The organism is Dietzia sp. E1 (assembly GCF_014145015.1).
GTDB classification, from domain to species: domain Bacteria; phylum Actinomycetota; class Actinomycetes; order Mycobacteriales; family Mycobacteriaceae; genus Dietzia; species Dietzia cinnamea_A.
This window is the reverse complement of sequence record NZ_JAALDU010000499.1, coordinates 1-14,353: the sequence shown is the minus strand read 5'-3', so window position 1 is coordinate 14,353 and position 14,353 is coordinate 1. Positions and strand designations below refer to the sequence as shown.

The 14,353-nt window shown below is 71.2% G+C and carries 14 protein-coding genes; 10 read left to right on the top strand and 4 right to left on the bottom strand.

The features are described 5' to 3' along the window. Positions 1-843, bottom strand: an 843-nt coding sequence (locus G6030_RS14620; RefSeq protein WP_182643614.1) for a quinone-dependent dihydroorotate dehydrogenase, incomplete at its 3' end; no start/stop codon positions are given. A 35-nt stretch (positions 844-878) separates the two neighbouring features. Next, entirely contained in the window at positions 879-1,910 is a 1,032-nt protein-coding gene (locus G6030_RS14615; RefSeq protein ID WP_182643613.1) for a hypothetical protein, read from the bottom strand. 171 nt (positions 1,911-2,081) lie between these two features. Here G6030_RS14615 and G6030_RS14610 point away from each other — a divergent pair, with 171 nt between their 5' ends. Genes G6030_RS14610 through mshC form a run of 5 tightly spaced genes read left to right on the top strand, consistent with a single transcriptional unit; the run spans position 2,082 to position 6,351 of the window. Next, on the top strand, positions 2,082-2,927 hold the full coding sequence (locus G6030_RS14610; RefSeq protein ID WP_081470520.1) for an undecaprenyl-diphosphate phosphatase: 846 nt from the start codon (positions 2,082-2,084) through the stop codon (positions 2,925-2,927). Between the two features lie 33 nt (positions 2,928-2,960). Further along, positions 2,961-3,665 carry a histidine phosphatase family protein gene (locus tag G6030_RS14605; protein WP_182643612.1) on the top strand — a complete coding sequence of 235 codons (705 nt, stop codon included), beginning with the start codon at positions 2,961-2,963 and terminating at the stop codon, positions 3,663-3,665. 40 nt (positions 3,666-3,705) lie between these two features. Next, on the top strand, positions 3,706-4,293 hold the full coding sequence (locus G6030_RS14600; protein WP_043567251.1) for a DUF3090 domain-containing protein: 588 nt from the start codon (positions 3,706-3,708) through the stop codon (positions 4,291-4,293). Beyond that, on the top strand, positions 4,290-5,072 hold the full coding sequence (locus G6030_RS14595; protein WP_182643611.1) for an SCO1664 family protein: 783 nt from the start codon (positions 4,290-4,292) through the stop codon (positions 5,070-5,072). The genes G6030_RS14600 and G6030_RS14595 overlap by 4 nt, the downstream gene beginning before the upstream one ends. 25 nt (positions 5,073-5,097) lie before the next feature. Beyond that, entirely contained in the window at positions 5,098-6,351 is a 1,254-nt protein-coding gene (gene mshC / locus G6030_RS14590) for a cysteine--1-D-myo-inosityl 2-amino-2-deoxy-alpha-D-glucopyranoside ligase (protein WP_182643610.1), read from the top strand. A 6-nt stretch (positions 6,352-6,357) separates the two neighbouring features. Here the strand turns inward: mshC and G6030_RS14585 are convergent, their stop codons facing one another. Further along, positions 6,358-7,284, bottom strand: coding sequence for a PAC2 family protein (locus tag G6030_RS14585; protein WP_182643609.1), 927 nt, complete (start codon positions 7,282-7,284; stop codon positions 6,358-6,360). A gap of 50 nt (positions 7,285-7,334) precedes the next feature. Between G6030_RS14585 and metH the strand changes: the two genes are divergently transcribed. The 5 genes from metH (at position 7,335) to hisG (ending at position 13,477) form a co-directional block, all read left to right on the top strand. Then, entirely contained in the window at positions 7,335-10,895 is a 3,561-nt protein-coding gene (metH, locus tag G6030_RS14580; protein WP_182643608.1) for a methionine synthase, read from the top strand. A gap of 70 nt (positions 10,896-10,965) precedes the next feature. Then, the gene (locus G6030_RS14575; RefSeq protein ID WP_187701858.1) at positions 10,966-11,490 is read left to right on the top strand and encodes a hypothetical protein; all 525 of its coding nucleotides are present in this window, start codon (positions 10,966-10,968) and stop codon (positions 11,488-11,490) included. A gap of 108 nt (positions 11,491-11,598) precedes the next feature. Next, complete coding sequence (locus G6030_RS14570) at positions 11,599-12,306, top strand: HAD-IA family hydrolase (RefSeq protein WP_182643606.1); 708 nt, start codon at positions 11,599-11,601, stop codon at positions 12,304-12,306. A gap of 5 nt (positions 12,307-12,311) precedes the next feature. Beyond that, entirely contained in the window at positions 12,312-12,575 is a 264-nt protein-coding gene (locus G6030_RS14565) for a phosphoribosyl-ATP diphosphatase (RefSeq protein ID WP_007629271.1), read from the top strand. A gap of 50 nt (positions 12,576-12,625) precedes the next feature. Beyond that, the gene (hisG, locus tag G6030_RS14560; RefSeq protein ID WP_007629272.1) at positions 12,626-13,477 is read left to right on the top strand and encodes an ATP phosphoribosyltransferase; all 852 of its coding nucleotides are present in this window, start codon (positions 12,626-12,628) and stop codon (positions 13,475-13,477) included. 70 nt (positions 13,478-13,547) lie between these two features. Here the strand turns inward: hisG and G6030_RS14555 are convergent. Beyond that, positions 13,548-14,353: thioesterase family protein (locus G6030_RS14555; protein WP_347238676.1), on the bottom strand; the 806-nt coding region annotated here is incomplete at its 5' end.

Sequence of the window (14,353 nt, the reverse complement as noted above, 5' to 3'; positions counted from 1 at the left end):
GTGGATCCGGGCGAGCACCTCGCGCGAGCGCGCGGCCACCGGCGCGCCGGAGATGCCGCCCGCCCCCAGGGCCTCGACGTGCGCGGCGGGGGTACGCAGGCCGTCCCGCGAGATGGTGGTGTTGGTGGCGACGATGCCGGCCAGCCCCAGGTCGAGCACCAGGTCGGTGACCGCGTCGATGTCGGCGTCGTCCAGGTCGGGCGCGATCTTGACGAGCACGGGGATCGTCGCCACGTCCCGGACCGCGGCGAGGATCGGGCGCAGCGACTCGACGGCCTGCAGGTCACGCAGGCCGGGGGTGTTGGGGGAACTGACGTTGACGACGAGGTAGTCGGCCAGGCCGGTGAGCATCGTCGCCGAAGCCACGTAGTCGCGGACCGCGTCCTCCGCCGGCACCACCTTGGTCTTACCTATGTTGATCCCCACGGGATCGCTGCTGCGGCGCCGGCGGAGGTTGTTGGCCGCGTTGCCGGCGCCGTGGTTGTTGAAGCCCATCCGGTTGAGGATCGCGCGGTCCTCGACGAGCCGGAACAGACGCGGGGCCGGGTTGCCCGGCTGGGGCGACGCGGTCACCGTGCCGACCTCGCTGAAACCGAATCCGATGGCGCCCCACGAGTCGACGGCGGCGGCGTTCTTGTCGAACCCGGCCGCGAGGCCCAGCGGGCCGGGGAAGGTGCGACCGAGGACCTCCTGGGCGAGCACGGGGTCGCGCACGCCCAGGACCCGCCGCACGACGGCGCCCAGGGGCGGCACCAGGGTCAGCAGCTTGAGCAGGCCGAACACCAGGTGGTGGATCCGCTCCGCGGGAAAGCGGAACAGCACCTTCTTGAGCAGTGCGTACACGGTCCTCCTCGATGGGACGTGGGTCGTCGGTGCGATCAGCTCGCCGGCTCGGTGAGGGTCGGACGGAGGAGGTGCAGCCCTGCGCCGTCGGCGGACCCGACCACCACGGTGCCGGACTCCGTGACCGCCAGGGAATCCGGCTGGCGGACCGTCGGGATGTCCGCCCGCAAGATCCCCACGCCGTCGCCGAGATCGTACGCCTGGATGGTGTTCGTTCCCGTGGAGGCGACCCACACGACCTGCCGGGTCGGGTCCTCGGCCACCGCCCACGGGGCCGGGGCGACGGGGAACTGCTGATGCAGCCGGACGGGCGAGGTGGAGTAGACGAGCAGCGTGCCGCCGACGGTGTCACTGGCGATCACGGAGCCTTCCCCCAGCTCGTCGAGGAGCCCCGCGCCCTTGCCCGCGCGCAGGAGCGGCCCGGCGTGGTCCGCCTCGAGGTCGATGCTGGCGATCACGGTGTCCGGTCGGCTCAGGGCGGTGACGGACCCGTCGCCGGAGACGCTGATCTCGTCGACCGACGTCAACCCGTCGATGCGGTGCTGCTCCGCGCCGTCGGCGTCGCGCACGACGATCTCGCCGTCGGGGGTTCCCGTCAACAGGCGCCCGTCGAGGGTGAGGGCGGCGGCCGAGACGGGCCCGAGGCCGGCCAGTTCACGCACCCCGCCGTCGGGGGAGACCAGCACGACCCCGTCGCCGTGGGGGACCAGCACGGTCCCGTCGTGCGCGGCGGAGGCGGTCCCGGCCCCGGCCGGCAGGGGCACGGAGTCCTCCGCGCTCCAGCTGGTGCCGTCGACCCGGCCCAGCTCGAGCGACGGCGGGTTCTCGACCTGCGCGGCCACACGGTCGCCCGTGGCGACCAGGGCGCGGACCGACCCGGGCACCGGGATGGTCTCGCCCCCCGTCGGGTCGGAGACCTGCGGGGATTCGGCGGGGGCCGCATTACCCTGCGCGACGAGGTCCTGCTCCTCGAGCTCGCTCGTGGGCGAGGAGCAGGCGGTCAGGCCGATCGCGAGAGCGATGAGGGCGGCGGGCACGCCGGAACGGCGGAGGACACGTCGGTGCACGGTGTTCCTTTCGACTGCCCGCCATTGTCCACCACGCGGGTCCGGGGTCCCCGGCCAGGTCCGGGCGACTACTCTCGCGGCGTGCCGTGACGCGACCGCGTCCGAGCCGCCGGCAGCCGAGAGGAAACCGCACACGTGAACACATCGGTCCTCGCCCAGGGCGCGGAGGGGATGTCCTGGCTCCAGGTCGTCGTCCTGTCCGTTCTCCAGGGACTCACCGAATTCCTGCCCGTGTCCTCGTCCGGACACCTGAGGATCTTCTCGACGTGGTTCTTCGGCGAGGACGCCGGCGCCTCGTTCACCGCCGTCGTCCAGCTCGGCACCGAACTGGCCGTCCTGGTCTTCTTCTTCAAGGACATCGTCCGCATCCTGGTGGCGTGGTTCCGTGGCGTGATCGACTCCGCCCGACGGGACGACCCGGACTACCGGCTCGGGTGGTTCGTCATCGTGGGGTCGATCCCGATCGCGATCATCGGGTTCGTCGGCAAGGACTTCATCCGGGACGCCGCCCGCAACCTGTGGATCACCGCGATCGTGCTCATCGTGTTCTCGTTCGTGTTCCTGGCCGCCGAGAGGTTCGGCAGGCAGGACCGACCGGTCGACGCGAAGTCGCTCGAGGGACTGTCGATGAAGGACGCGATCGTCATGGGCCTGGCCCAGTGTCTGGCCCTCATCCCCGGCGTCAGCCGCTCGGGGGGCACCATCTCGGCCGGTCTCTTCCTCAACATGTCGCGCGAGGCCGCGGCCCGGTTCTCATTCCTCCTCGCGATCCCCGCCGTGCTCGCCTCCGGGCTCTTCAGCCTGCCCGACGCGTTCGACCCCGGCGCCGGCCAGGCCGCGACCGGGTGGCAGCTCCTCGTCGGCACGGCCGTCGCGTTCGTCATCGGCTACGCCGCGATCGCCTGGTTCCTGAAGTTCGTCCAGAACCATTCGCTGGGCTGGTTCGCCGGCTACCGGATCCTCCTGGGAGCCCTGGTGATGATCCTGCTCGGCACCGGGACCATCCCCGCGACCTGACCGCTCCGGCCGGCCCGTCGGTAACCTGCCGGTATGACCGTCATCCTGCTCCGGCACGGCCGCTCCACCGCCAACACAGCCCTCACCCTGGCCGGCCGCACCCCGGGTGTCGGGCTCGACGACACCGGTCACGCCCAGGCGCGGGACCTCTGCCGGCGGCTGGAGGGCCTGCCGGTCGAGGCCGTCGTCCGCTCCCCTCTGATGCGGTGCCGGCAGACCGTCGAGCCGCTCGCTGCACAGTTCGGAGTGGAACCGGAGGTCGAGGAGGACCTCGTGGAGGTGGACTACGGCACCTGGACCGGCCGCCCCCTCAAGGACCTGGCCTCCGAGCACATGTGGTCCGTGGTGCAGCAGCACCCGTCGTCCGCGGTCTTCCCGGAGGGGGAGTCGCTCGCCGGGATGGCCGGCAGGTCGGTCACGGCCATCCGCAAGCACGATCGACGGCTCGCCGAACGGGCCGGCCGGGACGTGCTGTGGGTCGCGTGCAGCCACGGTGACGTCATCAAGGCCGTGCTCGCCGACGCGTACGGCATGCACCTCGACCAGTTCCAGCGGATCGTCGTCGAGCCCGCCTCGATGTCGGTCGTGCGCTACACCCCTCACCGGCCGTTCGTCCTCCGGGTCAACGACACCGGCGGCGACCTCGCCAGCCTGCGGGGGGAGCCGGCCGGCCAGGTCGGTGAGCCCACGCCCGGCCACGCCAGCTCGGACGCGGTGCCCGGCGGGAACGTACCCTGATGATCCGCACCACCATCGAGCACCCGAGGAGACGACCGGCATGAGCAGGGCAGTGCACGAGTTCCGCGATCCGGCCCGGTTCGTGGTGGGCACGGTCGGCCAGCCGGGCGAGCGCGTCTTCTTCGTCCAGGCCACCGAGGCGGGCCGGACGATCTCCGTCCGCTGCGAGAAGCAGCAGGCACAGATCCTGTCCGAGCGGATGGGCGACCTGCTCGACGAGATCGCGGCCAAGTCCGACATCCCCGTGCCCCCGGCCGGAGGGGTCGTCGACGACCTCGATCCGCTCGAGATGCCGGTCGACGCGGAGTTCCAGGTCGGCACCATGGGCCTCGGCTGGGACGGCGAGCGCAATCAGATCGTCGTGGAGCTGCTGGCGATGGACCCGTCGGCCACCGATGAGTCGGTGGTGCTGTCGGATGCCGAGGACGCCCCGGACGCGCTGCGGGTGTTCCTCACCCCCCAGCGAGCCCGCCAGTTCGTCCTGCGCAGCGAGCGCGTGGTCTCCGCGGGCCGGGCGCCGTGCCCCCTGTGCGGTGAGCCGATCGACACCACGGGTCACCTGTGTGTCCGTCTCAACGGGTACCTGCCGCGGTCGGGGGAGGCGCTCACCGACCTCATCGACCCGTGACCGACCGTCCGGCGAGCCCCGAGCTCACCGTCCTGTCCCGGATCCCGTCCGGCAGCAACGCGGTCTACCACTGCGTCGACGAACGGGGCGACAGCTGGGTGTACAAGCCGTCGGCCGGGGAGCGCCCGCTGATGGACTTCCCCGACGGCAGTCTCGCGGCGCGCGAGATCGCCGCCTACGCCGTGTCCGAGGCGTCGGGCTGGGGCCTGGTGCCGGAGACGGTCGCGGCCCACGGCCCGGGCGGGCCGGGCATGGCGCAGCGGTGGATCGAGGAGGCCGACCGGGAGCACACACCCGGTCACGACCCGGTCGACGTCCACCCGGCCGACGCGGTGCCGCACGGCCGTGCCGTGGTGCTGCGCGGCGAGGGCTCCCGCGGTGAGGACGTGGTGGTCGCCCACGTCACCGACGGCCGGCTGCGCCGGATCGCGGTGTTCGACCACGTGGTCAACAACGCCGACCGCAAGGGCGGGCACGTCCTGGTCGACGCCGCGGGGGTGGTGTGGGCGATCGATCACGGTCTGTCGTTCCACACCGATCCCAAACTGCGCACCGTCCTGTGGGGGTGGGCGGGCCAGCCCCTGGACGGTGACGAGGTCGAGGGCCTCGAGCTCGTCCGTCGCGGCCTGGAGGCGGGTGGGGAGCTGCTGCGCACCCTCTCCGACCTGCTGTCCGACGCCGAGATCGCGGCGCTGTGCGAGCGTGTCGACACCTTGCTGGCGAGTCGGACGTTCCCCGTCCCGGGGCCGGGCTACCCGTTACCCTGGCCGCTCTTCTGACCGGGCGGTCTCTAGACTCGGCCCCATGCACTCGTGGTCTTCGCCTGTCGTCCCCTCGGTCCCCGGCGACGGCGTCCCCCTGAAGTTGTTCGACACGGCCGGGGGTGAGGTCCGCGAGGTGGCGCCCGGCCCGGTCGCGGGCATGTACGTCTGCGGGATCACCCCCTACGACACCACCCACCTGGGTCACGCGGCGACCTACCTGACGTTCGACCTCGTCTACCGACAGCTGCTGGACGCCGGTCACGAGGTCCACTACGTCCAGAACACCACGGACGTCGACGACCCGCTGTTCGAGCGCGCGGAGCGTGACGGGGTCGACTGGCGAGAGCTGGGAGACCGGGAGACCGACCTGTTCCGCGAGGACATGGAGGCGCTGCGGGTGCTACCGCCGCGCGACTTCGTCGCGGCCACCGAGACGATCGACGAGGTGGTGGAGATGGTCGGCGAGCTGCTCGACCGCGGCCACGCCTACCGGATCGACCCGGACGTCGACGGCTACTCCGACGTGTACTACCGGCATAGAGCCACCGCCGACTTCGGATACGAGTCGGGGTACGACGACGACGAGATGGCGGTCGCGTTCGCCGAGCGCGGTGGCGACCCGGACCGGCCCGGCAAGGAACACCCGCTGGATGCCCTACTGTGGCGGGTCGAACGGCCCGGCGAGCCGTCGTGGCCGTCCCCCTGGGGAGCGGGCCGACCGGGGTGGCACATCGAGTGTTCGGCGATCGCCCGCAACCGGCTCGGGATGGAGTTCGACATCCAGGGCGGCGGCAGCGACCTGGCGTTCCCGCACCACGAGTTCTCCGCCGCGCACGCGGAGGCCGCGGCGGGCCGGCGACCGTTCGCCCGGTTCTACGTGCACGCCGCGATGATCGGCCTCGACGGCGTCAAGATGAGCAAGTCGCTCGGCAACCTCGTGCGCGTGCAGGCGCTGCGCGACCGGGGCGTGGATCCCGCCCTCATCCGGCTCGGGCTGTTCGCCGGGCACTACCGTGTCGACCGCTCGTGGTCCGACGACCTCCTCGAGCGGGCCCGCACCCGGTACGACCTGTGGTGCCGGGCCATCGCCCGCGGAGTCGGCGCGGACGCGGCACCCGTGATCGCGGAGCTGCGTGAGCGCCTCGCGGACGACCTCGACACGCCCGGAGCGCTCGCGGTGGTCGACGCGTGGGCGTCCGCCACGCTGGACGGAGACGACTCCGATCCGTCCGCCGGGGCCGGCCTCGCGACCGCACTGGACGCCCTGATGGGGATCCCGACGATCCCCGCCTGACGCCGGTCAGCCGGCGTCGGGCTCGTCCCGGTCACCCCGCAGGAAGCGCTCGAACTCGGCGGCGATCGCCTCGCCGTCGACCAGTGGCATCGCCTCCCCTCCGGATGCGCGGCCGCGGTCGGGCTCAGGGTCCACGCCCGGCGTGACCCCCGACTCCTCGTCCAGCCGGTCCTCCAGGGACCGGATGTAGTCGCGCAGGTCCTCGTCCTCGCTCGCCGCGGCGTCGACGCGCTCGGCCCACGTCCGGGCCTGGACGTGGAGCGCGTCCATCGGCACGGCCATCCCGAGGTTCTCGGCGAGCCACGACAACATCGCCTCGGTCCCGCGCGGGTTGGGCGGGGAGGCCACGTAGTGGGGCACGCCCGCGAACAGGCTCAGGGTGGGCACGCCGGCCTCGGTGAGCAGCTGCTGCAGCACGCCCGACATCCCGGTCGGTCCCTCGTAGTCCGAGGGGGCCACGCCCATGGTCGTCATCCGCTGACGGCTGAACGCCGCACCGGTGAGCGGCACCGGGCGGGTGTGCGGCACGTCGGCGAGGTAGGCCCCCAGCAGCACGACCTGGGAGACGCCCAGGGTGTCCACGAGGTCGACGAACTCCGAGGCGAACCGCCGCCACTTCAGGGCCGGCTCGGGCCCGCGCACGAGCAGGACGTCGTTGGCGACGCCGTCCGGCCGGCACGCCGAGACCACGATGCGCGGCCACTCCACCGAGCGCGAGACCCCGCCGGCGAACCGGACGACGGGCCGCTGCTCGAGGTAGTCGAAGAACTCGTCACCACCGACTTCGGCGATCTGGCGTGCCTCCCAGTTGAGCGCGAGGTGTTCGATGGTGCCGGTCGCCACGTCCGCCGCGTCGTTCCAGCCCTCGAAGGCCACGATCATCACCGGGTTCTCGAGATCGAGATGCCCGTCGGGACTCCATTCGACAGTCATTAGTACAGCCTACGTACCTCCGATCCGGAGGCACCCATACACTGGGGCCCATGTCTGTCGATTTCGATTCGCCCTTGTTGGACGCCGCCCGTCGGCGAGTACTGATCGGTGACGGGGCGATGGGCACGATGCTTCAGGCTGTCGACCTCGACGTGGATGAGGACTTCCTGGGTCTCGAGGGCTGTAACGAGATCCTCAACGCGACCCGGCCGGACGTGGTGGAGGGGATCCACCGTGCGTTCTTCGAGGCCGGAGCCGACCTGGTCGAGACCAACACCTTCGGGTGCAACCTGTCCAACCTGGGTGACTACGACATCGTCGACCGGATCGGCGAGCTCGCCGAGAAGGGTGCGGCGATCGCGCGCAGGGTCGCCGACGAGATGGGCCCGTCCGAGGACGGGACCCCGCGGATGGTGCTGGGTTCGCTCGGGCCCGGGACCAAACTGCCCTCGCTGGGGCAGACCACCTTCGAGGACATCCGTGACGCGTATTCCAAGGCCGCCGAGGGGCTGGCCCGCGGGGGAGCGGACGCGTACCTGATCGAGACGAGCCAGGATCTGCTGCAGGTCAAGGCCGCGGTCCTCGGGTGCCAGGACGGCATGGCGGCCGCGGGACGGCGGTTGCCGATCATCTCGCACGTCACCATCGAGACGACGGGCACGATGCTGCTCGGTTCGGACATCGGCGCGGCACTCACCGCGCTGCAGCCGCTGGGCATCGACATGATCGGCCTGAACTGCGCCACGGGGCCGGCCGAGATGGTCGAGCACCTGCGCTACCTGTCGCGGCACGCCGAGATCCCGGTGTCGGTCATGCCCAACGCCGGCCTGCCGGAGCTGGGGGAGCACGGCGCCGTCTACCCGCTGGGCGCCGAGGAGTTCGCGCCCCAGGTGGCCGACTTCGTCTCCGAGTTCGGGCTGTCGATGGTCGGCGGGTGCTGCGGCACCACGCCCGAGCACATCACCCGGCTCAAGGAGCAGGTGAGCGCGCGGACCAAGGCCGAGCGCACGGTGGAGCCCGTCAACGCGGTCGCCTCGCTGTACAGCTCCACGCCGCTGCGCGCGGACGCCGGCATCATCATGATCGGTGAGCGCACCAACGCCAACGGTTCCAAGCGGTTCCGCGAGGCGATGCTGGCCTCCGACTGGGACACCTGCATGGACATCGCCAAGGAGCAGATGCGTGACGGCGCCCAGATGGTCGACCTCTGCGTCGACTACGTCGGCCGCGACGGCTCGGGGGACATGGCCGAGCTGGCCGGCCGGATGGCCACCTCCTCGACGCTGCCGATCATGCTCGACTCGACCGAGCCCGAGGTCATCAGGGCGGGCCTGGAGAAGCTGGGCGGTCGCTGCGCGGTCAACTCGGTCAACTACGAGGACGGCGCGGGACCGGACTCGCGGTTCCAGCGGATCATGCGGCTGGTCTCCCGGCACGGCGCGGCCGTCGTCGGCCTGACGATCGACGAGGAGGGCCAGGCCCGCACCGCCGACCGGAAGGTCGAGATCGCCGAGCGGCTCATCGCCGACCTCACCGGGAACTGGGGGATGGCGGAGGAGGACATCATCATCGACTGTCTGACCTTCCCCATCTCGACCGGGCAGGAGGAGGTCCGCCGCGACGGCATCGAGACCATCGAGGCGATCCGTCGGCTCACCGGGGCCCACCCGCGGATCCACACCACGCTGGGTCTGTCGAACATCTCGTTCGGCCTCAACCCGGCCGCCCGCCAGGTGCTCAACTCGGTGTTCCTGCACGAGTGCGTCCAGGCCGGTCTCGATTCGGCCATCGCGCACAGCTCCAAAATCTTGCCCATGAGCAAGATCGACGACCGCCAGCGGGAGGTGGCCCTGGACCTGGTGTACGACCGTCGCCGGGAGGGCTACGACCCGCTGCAGGTGTTCATGGAGCTCTTCGAGGGCGTCTCCGCGGCCGGAGCCAAGGACGCCCGCGCCGCCGAGCTCGCGGCGATGCCGCTCATGGAGCGCCTGGCCGCGCGGATCGTCGACGGCGAGCGCAAGGGACTCGAGGAGGATCTCGACGCCGCGATGGCGGAGATCCCCCCGTTGGAGATCATCAACGAGCACCTGCTCGGCGGGATGAAGACGGTCGGTGAGCTGTTCGGCTCCGGTCAGATGCAGCTGCCGTTCGTCCTGCAGTCCGCCGAGACGATGAAGGCGGCGGTCGCCCACCTCGAGCCCCACATGGAGGCGAGCGACGAGGACGGCAAGGGACGGATCGTCCTGGCCACGGTCAAGGGCGACGTGCACGACATCGGCAAGAACCTCGTGGACATCATCTTGTCCAACAACGGCTACGACGTGGTCAATATCGGCATCAAGCAGCCGATCTCGGAGATCATCTCCGCCGCCCGCGAGCACAAGGCCGACGTGATCGGCATGTCCGGCCTGCTGGTGAAGTCCACCGTGGTGATGAAGGACAACCTCGCCGAGCTCAACTCCGAGGGCATCGCCGGTGAGTTCCCCGTGCTGCTCGGCGGCGCGGCCCTGACCCGCTCCTATGTCGAGGTCGACCTCGCCGGGATGTACCAGGGCGACGTGTTCTACGCGCGTGACGCGTTCGAGGGCCTGAGGCTGATGGACGAGGTGATGACGGCCAAGCGGACCGGCGTGCCGATGGCACAGTCCTCGGAGGCCGCGGCCAAGGCGGCCGAGCGGCGCGAGCGCCGTGCCCGCAGTGAGCGGATCGCGGCCAAGCGCGCGGCCGAGGCCGAGCCCGTGGTCATCCCCGAGCGCTCTGACGTCGCCGCGGACCAGCCGATCGCGACCCCGCCGTTCTGGGGCACCCGCATCGCCAAGGGCATCCCGGTGGCCGACTACCTCGGGCACTTGGACGAGCGCGCGCTGTACTTCGGGCAGTGGGGCCTGCGCGGCACCCGCAGCGGGGAGGGGCCGGACTACGACGAGCTGGTGGAGACCGAGGGAAGGCCGCGCATGCGTGCCTGGATCGACCGCCTCACCACCGAGGGCATCCTGTCGCACTCGGCCGTGGTCTACGGCTACTTCCCGGCGTACTCGGTCGGCGACGAGATCTGGGTGCTGGCCGAGCCCCGCCCCGACGCCGAGGTGCTGCACAAGATCGCCTTCCCGCGCCAGCAGCGCTCCCGCTTCCTGGCGATCCCCGACTTCGTGGCCTCCCGCGAGCGCTGCGAGGCGGAGGGGACCGTGGACGTCCTGCCGTTCCAGCTGGTGACGATGGGCTCGCCGATCGCGGACTTCGCCAACGAGCTGTTCGCCGGGGACAACTACCGGGACTACCTCGAGGTACACGGGCTGTCGGTGCAGCTCACGGAGGCGCTGGCGGAGTTCTGGCACCGACGCGTGCGCGACGAGCTCACGCTGCCCGACGGATCGGTCTCCGACGAGGACCCAGACAGCATCCAGGACTACTTCAACCTCAAGTACCGGGGAGCCCGCTACAGCTTCGGCTACGGTGCCTGCCCGGATCTGGAGTCCCGCAAGGTGGTCGTGGACCTGCTCGAGCCCGAGCGCATCGGGGTGATCCTGTCCGAGGAGTTGCAGCTGCACCCGGAGCAGTCGACGGACGCGTTCGTGCTGTACCACCCGGAGGCGAAGTACTTCAACGTCTGAGCCGTCGGACGAAGGCTCGGCCGGATCCCGGGTGGGTAAGATCACCTTCATCCGGCTGAAGGAGACCGTCATGCCCAGCATTCGCAGATCCGCCGCCCTCGCAGTGGCGGGTGTCGTCCTCGCCGGGGGAGCGGCCGTCGCCGCCGCCCCGGCGGCCTCCGCTCAGGTGTGGCACGACTCACCCGCGTGGGACGTCCGCATGGCCTACCCGTTGGGTGGCGAGCACACGATCCGCTTCGGCGTCTTCCCGAGCTGCCTGCGGGGTGGCGATGACAGATTCCACCAGGCGATCGCCGCCAACGCGAGGGATCTCGACCAGCCGATCGGATCCTTCGACTTCTCCGCGACCCTCTTCCCGTTCAACTCGGCGACGGTCGAGTGGCACAACCTGGACACCGACGCGCGGGGGACGCAGACCGTGCAGTCGACGGGGCCCGAGGTGGGGATCGGTGCCACCCACACCGGTCGGGGCTGGGTCGCGGTCACCATCACCGCCAGCAAATCCGCCCTGCCCACGGCGGCGCCCGGCTCGGTGGCGCCGTTCGCTTCCGCCACGCACACGGAACGGTTCATCGTCCCGCCGCAGGACTGTTGACGAGAGCGGGGCCGGCCGGCGGGCTGCCCCGCGTCACCATCGGTCGGGGCCGCCGCCGGGCTGCCGCGCGTCACCCCCGGTTCACCCGGTTCGGGTAGACAGTAGGCCGTGACCAGCACCTCTCCCGCCCAGCTCCCGGCCGCCGTGTGTCTCGACATGGACGGCACCCTCGTCGACACCGAACGACTGTGGGACACCGCCGTCTTCGAACTCGCCGAGCACATGGGGCGGCCGTTGGACGAGGCGACCCGCGAGCGGACACTGGGCAACTCCCTGCACGGGTTCTTCGAGATCCTCGGCGAATACACCGGACGCCGGATCGAAGGGGAGGAGTTCGACCGTCTCGCGCACCGCCTCAACTCCCGGGTCACGGAGCTCATGCGGACGGACATGCGGTGGCGCCCGGGCGCCGAGGAGCTGCTGGCCGACATCGCCGCGACCGGGGTCCCGGTCGCCCTGGTGACCAACACGACCGCCGACGTCGCCGTGGTGCCGCTGGAGTTCATCGACAGGTCACGGTTCGACGTGGTCGTGACCGGCTGCATGGTGGCCGAGGGTAAACCAGCGCCGGACCCGTACCTGCTCGCCTGCGCCGAGCTGGGCGTCGAGCCCGGGTCGGCGGTCGCGGTCGAGGACTCGGTCACCGGGGCCACCGCGGCGGTCGCGGCCGGGTGCCGCGTCCTCTACATCCCGTCCACCGACGGTCAGCCCGACGTCGCCGGGGCCCACACGCACTCGACGCTCGAGGGGGTCGACGTCGCGGGGCTCCACGCGCTCACCTCGGGGTCACCCGTGGGCGCGGCTGTGGGACAATAGGCCGCGTGAAGACCTTCGACTCCCTGTTCGCCGAGCTCTCCGAGCGCATCACCGCGCGCCCCGAGGGGTCCGGCACCGTCGCCGCGTTCGACAAGGGCGTCCACCATCTGGGCAAGAAGGTCATCGAGGAGGCCGGAGAGGTCTGGATCGCGGCCGAGTACCAGTCGGACGAGGAGTTGGCGGAGGAGATCTCCCAGCTCATGTACTGGACCCAGGTCATGATGCTCAAGCGCGGACTGACCCTCGAGGACGTCTACCGACATCTGTAGGCGCCGCCCCGCCCACCACCCGCACGCACCGAACCTCCGGAGCCGCCATCATGCTGCGCGTCGCAGTGCCCAACAAGGGCGCCCTGTCCGAATCCGCCTCCGAGATGCTCTCCGAGGCCGGTTACCGCCGCCGCCCCGAGGGGAGCAAGGACCTCTCGCTCATCGACCGTGAGAACGACGTCGAGTTCTTCTTCCTCCGCCCCAAGGACATCGCCGTCTACGTCGGGTCGGGCCGGCTCGAGCTGGGGATCACCGGCCGCGACCTGGCCGCCGACTCGATGGCCGAGGTCGATGAACTGCTCGACCTGGGCTTCGGCCACTCCACGTTCCGCTACGCCGGCCCGGCCGGTGCCGGGTGGACCACCGAGCGTCTCGCCGGCGCCCGGATCGCCACCTCCTATCCCAACATCGTCCGACGCGATCTGCGGGAACGCGGGATCGAGGCCGAGGTCATCCGGCTCGACGGGGCGGTGGAGATCTCGATCCAGCTCGGGGTGGCCGACTGCATCGCCGACGTCGTCGGATCGGGTCGCACGCTCAAGGTGCACGACCTCGAGGCGTTCGGGGACGTCCTGTGCGACTCGGCGGGAGTGCTCATCGGTCGCACCGACGCCGTGTCGTCCCCGGCGGTGGCGCGGATGCGGGCCCGGCTCCAGGGCGTCGTCTTCGCCCAGCAGTACATGATGCTGGACTACGACTGCCCCAAGGAGATCTTCGACTCCGTCTCGGCGATCACGCCGGGGATCGAGTCGCCGACCGTGTCCCCGATGGCCGACCCGGCCTGGGTGGCGGTGCGCTCGATGGTCCCCCGGAAGAAGGTCAACGCGATCATGGACGAGTTGGCGGAGGCCGGGGCGAAGGCGATCATCGCCACCGACATCCGTTCCTGCCGCATGGGCTGATCCGCCCCGGCGTACCCGAGAACCGGTCCGGCCGGCCCCGCGCTGCGTGTGCGGGGCCGGCCGGCGGCGTTCAGACCGGCTCGACGAGAAGCGCCTGCAGGGTGTCGCCGATCGCGCCCTTCTCGTCGAACAGCGTCCCGGAGGTCGCGCCGACCCCGTCCGGCCCGATCGACGCCCGGGCGGCCACGCCGATCCAGCGTCCGACGGGCGGTCGGTGCAGGTGCGTGACGAGGTCGGTGTTGAGGAACCGCCACTCGGCGGGCTCGAGGACCGCGCCGACCCCGTTGGCGATGTCGGCCACGCACATCACGTGCTGGACGGGCGTCGGCTCCTCCCCGGCGACCAGCGGCAGAGTGGGCCGGGCCCAGACGGTGCCGTCCTCGGCGCCGCGGATCTCGAGCGAGTCGATGTAGCCGCTGGTCCAGCGGGTGAAGAAGTCGCCGTTGTGATCGGTGTCCGGCAGTACGCGCGGCGTCTCGGCCGCCTGCTCGACGTGGGTGGTGTCGCCGGTGGCGAGTCGCCACGCACTCGCCCGCGCGACGGTCCGTCCGCCGGCGACGAGCTCCGACTCGAGCAGCTGGATCCGGCGGCCCGGTCGGGCCACGCGGGCACGGGTCCGCAGTTCACCGAGCGGGACGGGCCCCAGCAGATCGACGGCCACGCGGGCGATGCGTGCGTCGCCGCCGGCGTCGAGGCGCTCCATGGCGCGGGTGAGGATGGCCGAGGGCGGCGCTCCGTGCTGCAGGTCCGGGCCCCAGGCGCTGACGGTGTGCGGGGTCGCGCGGAAGACCTCCCAGCCGTCGTCGGATCCCAGCGGCTCGAAGTAGGCCTCCGTCATCATGAACTCCTCGGTTCTCCTCGCCCGGTCAACAGATC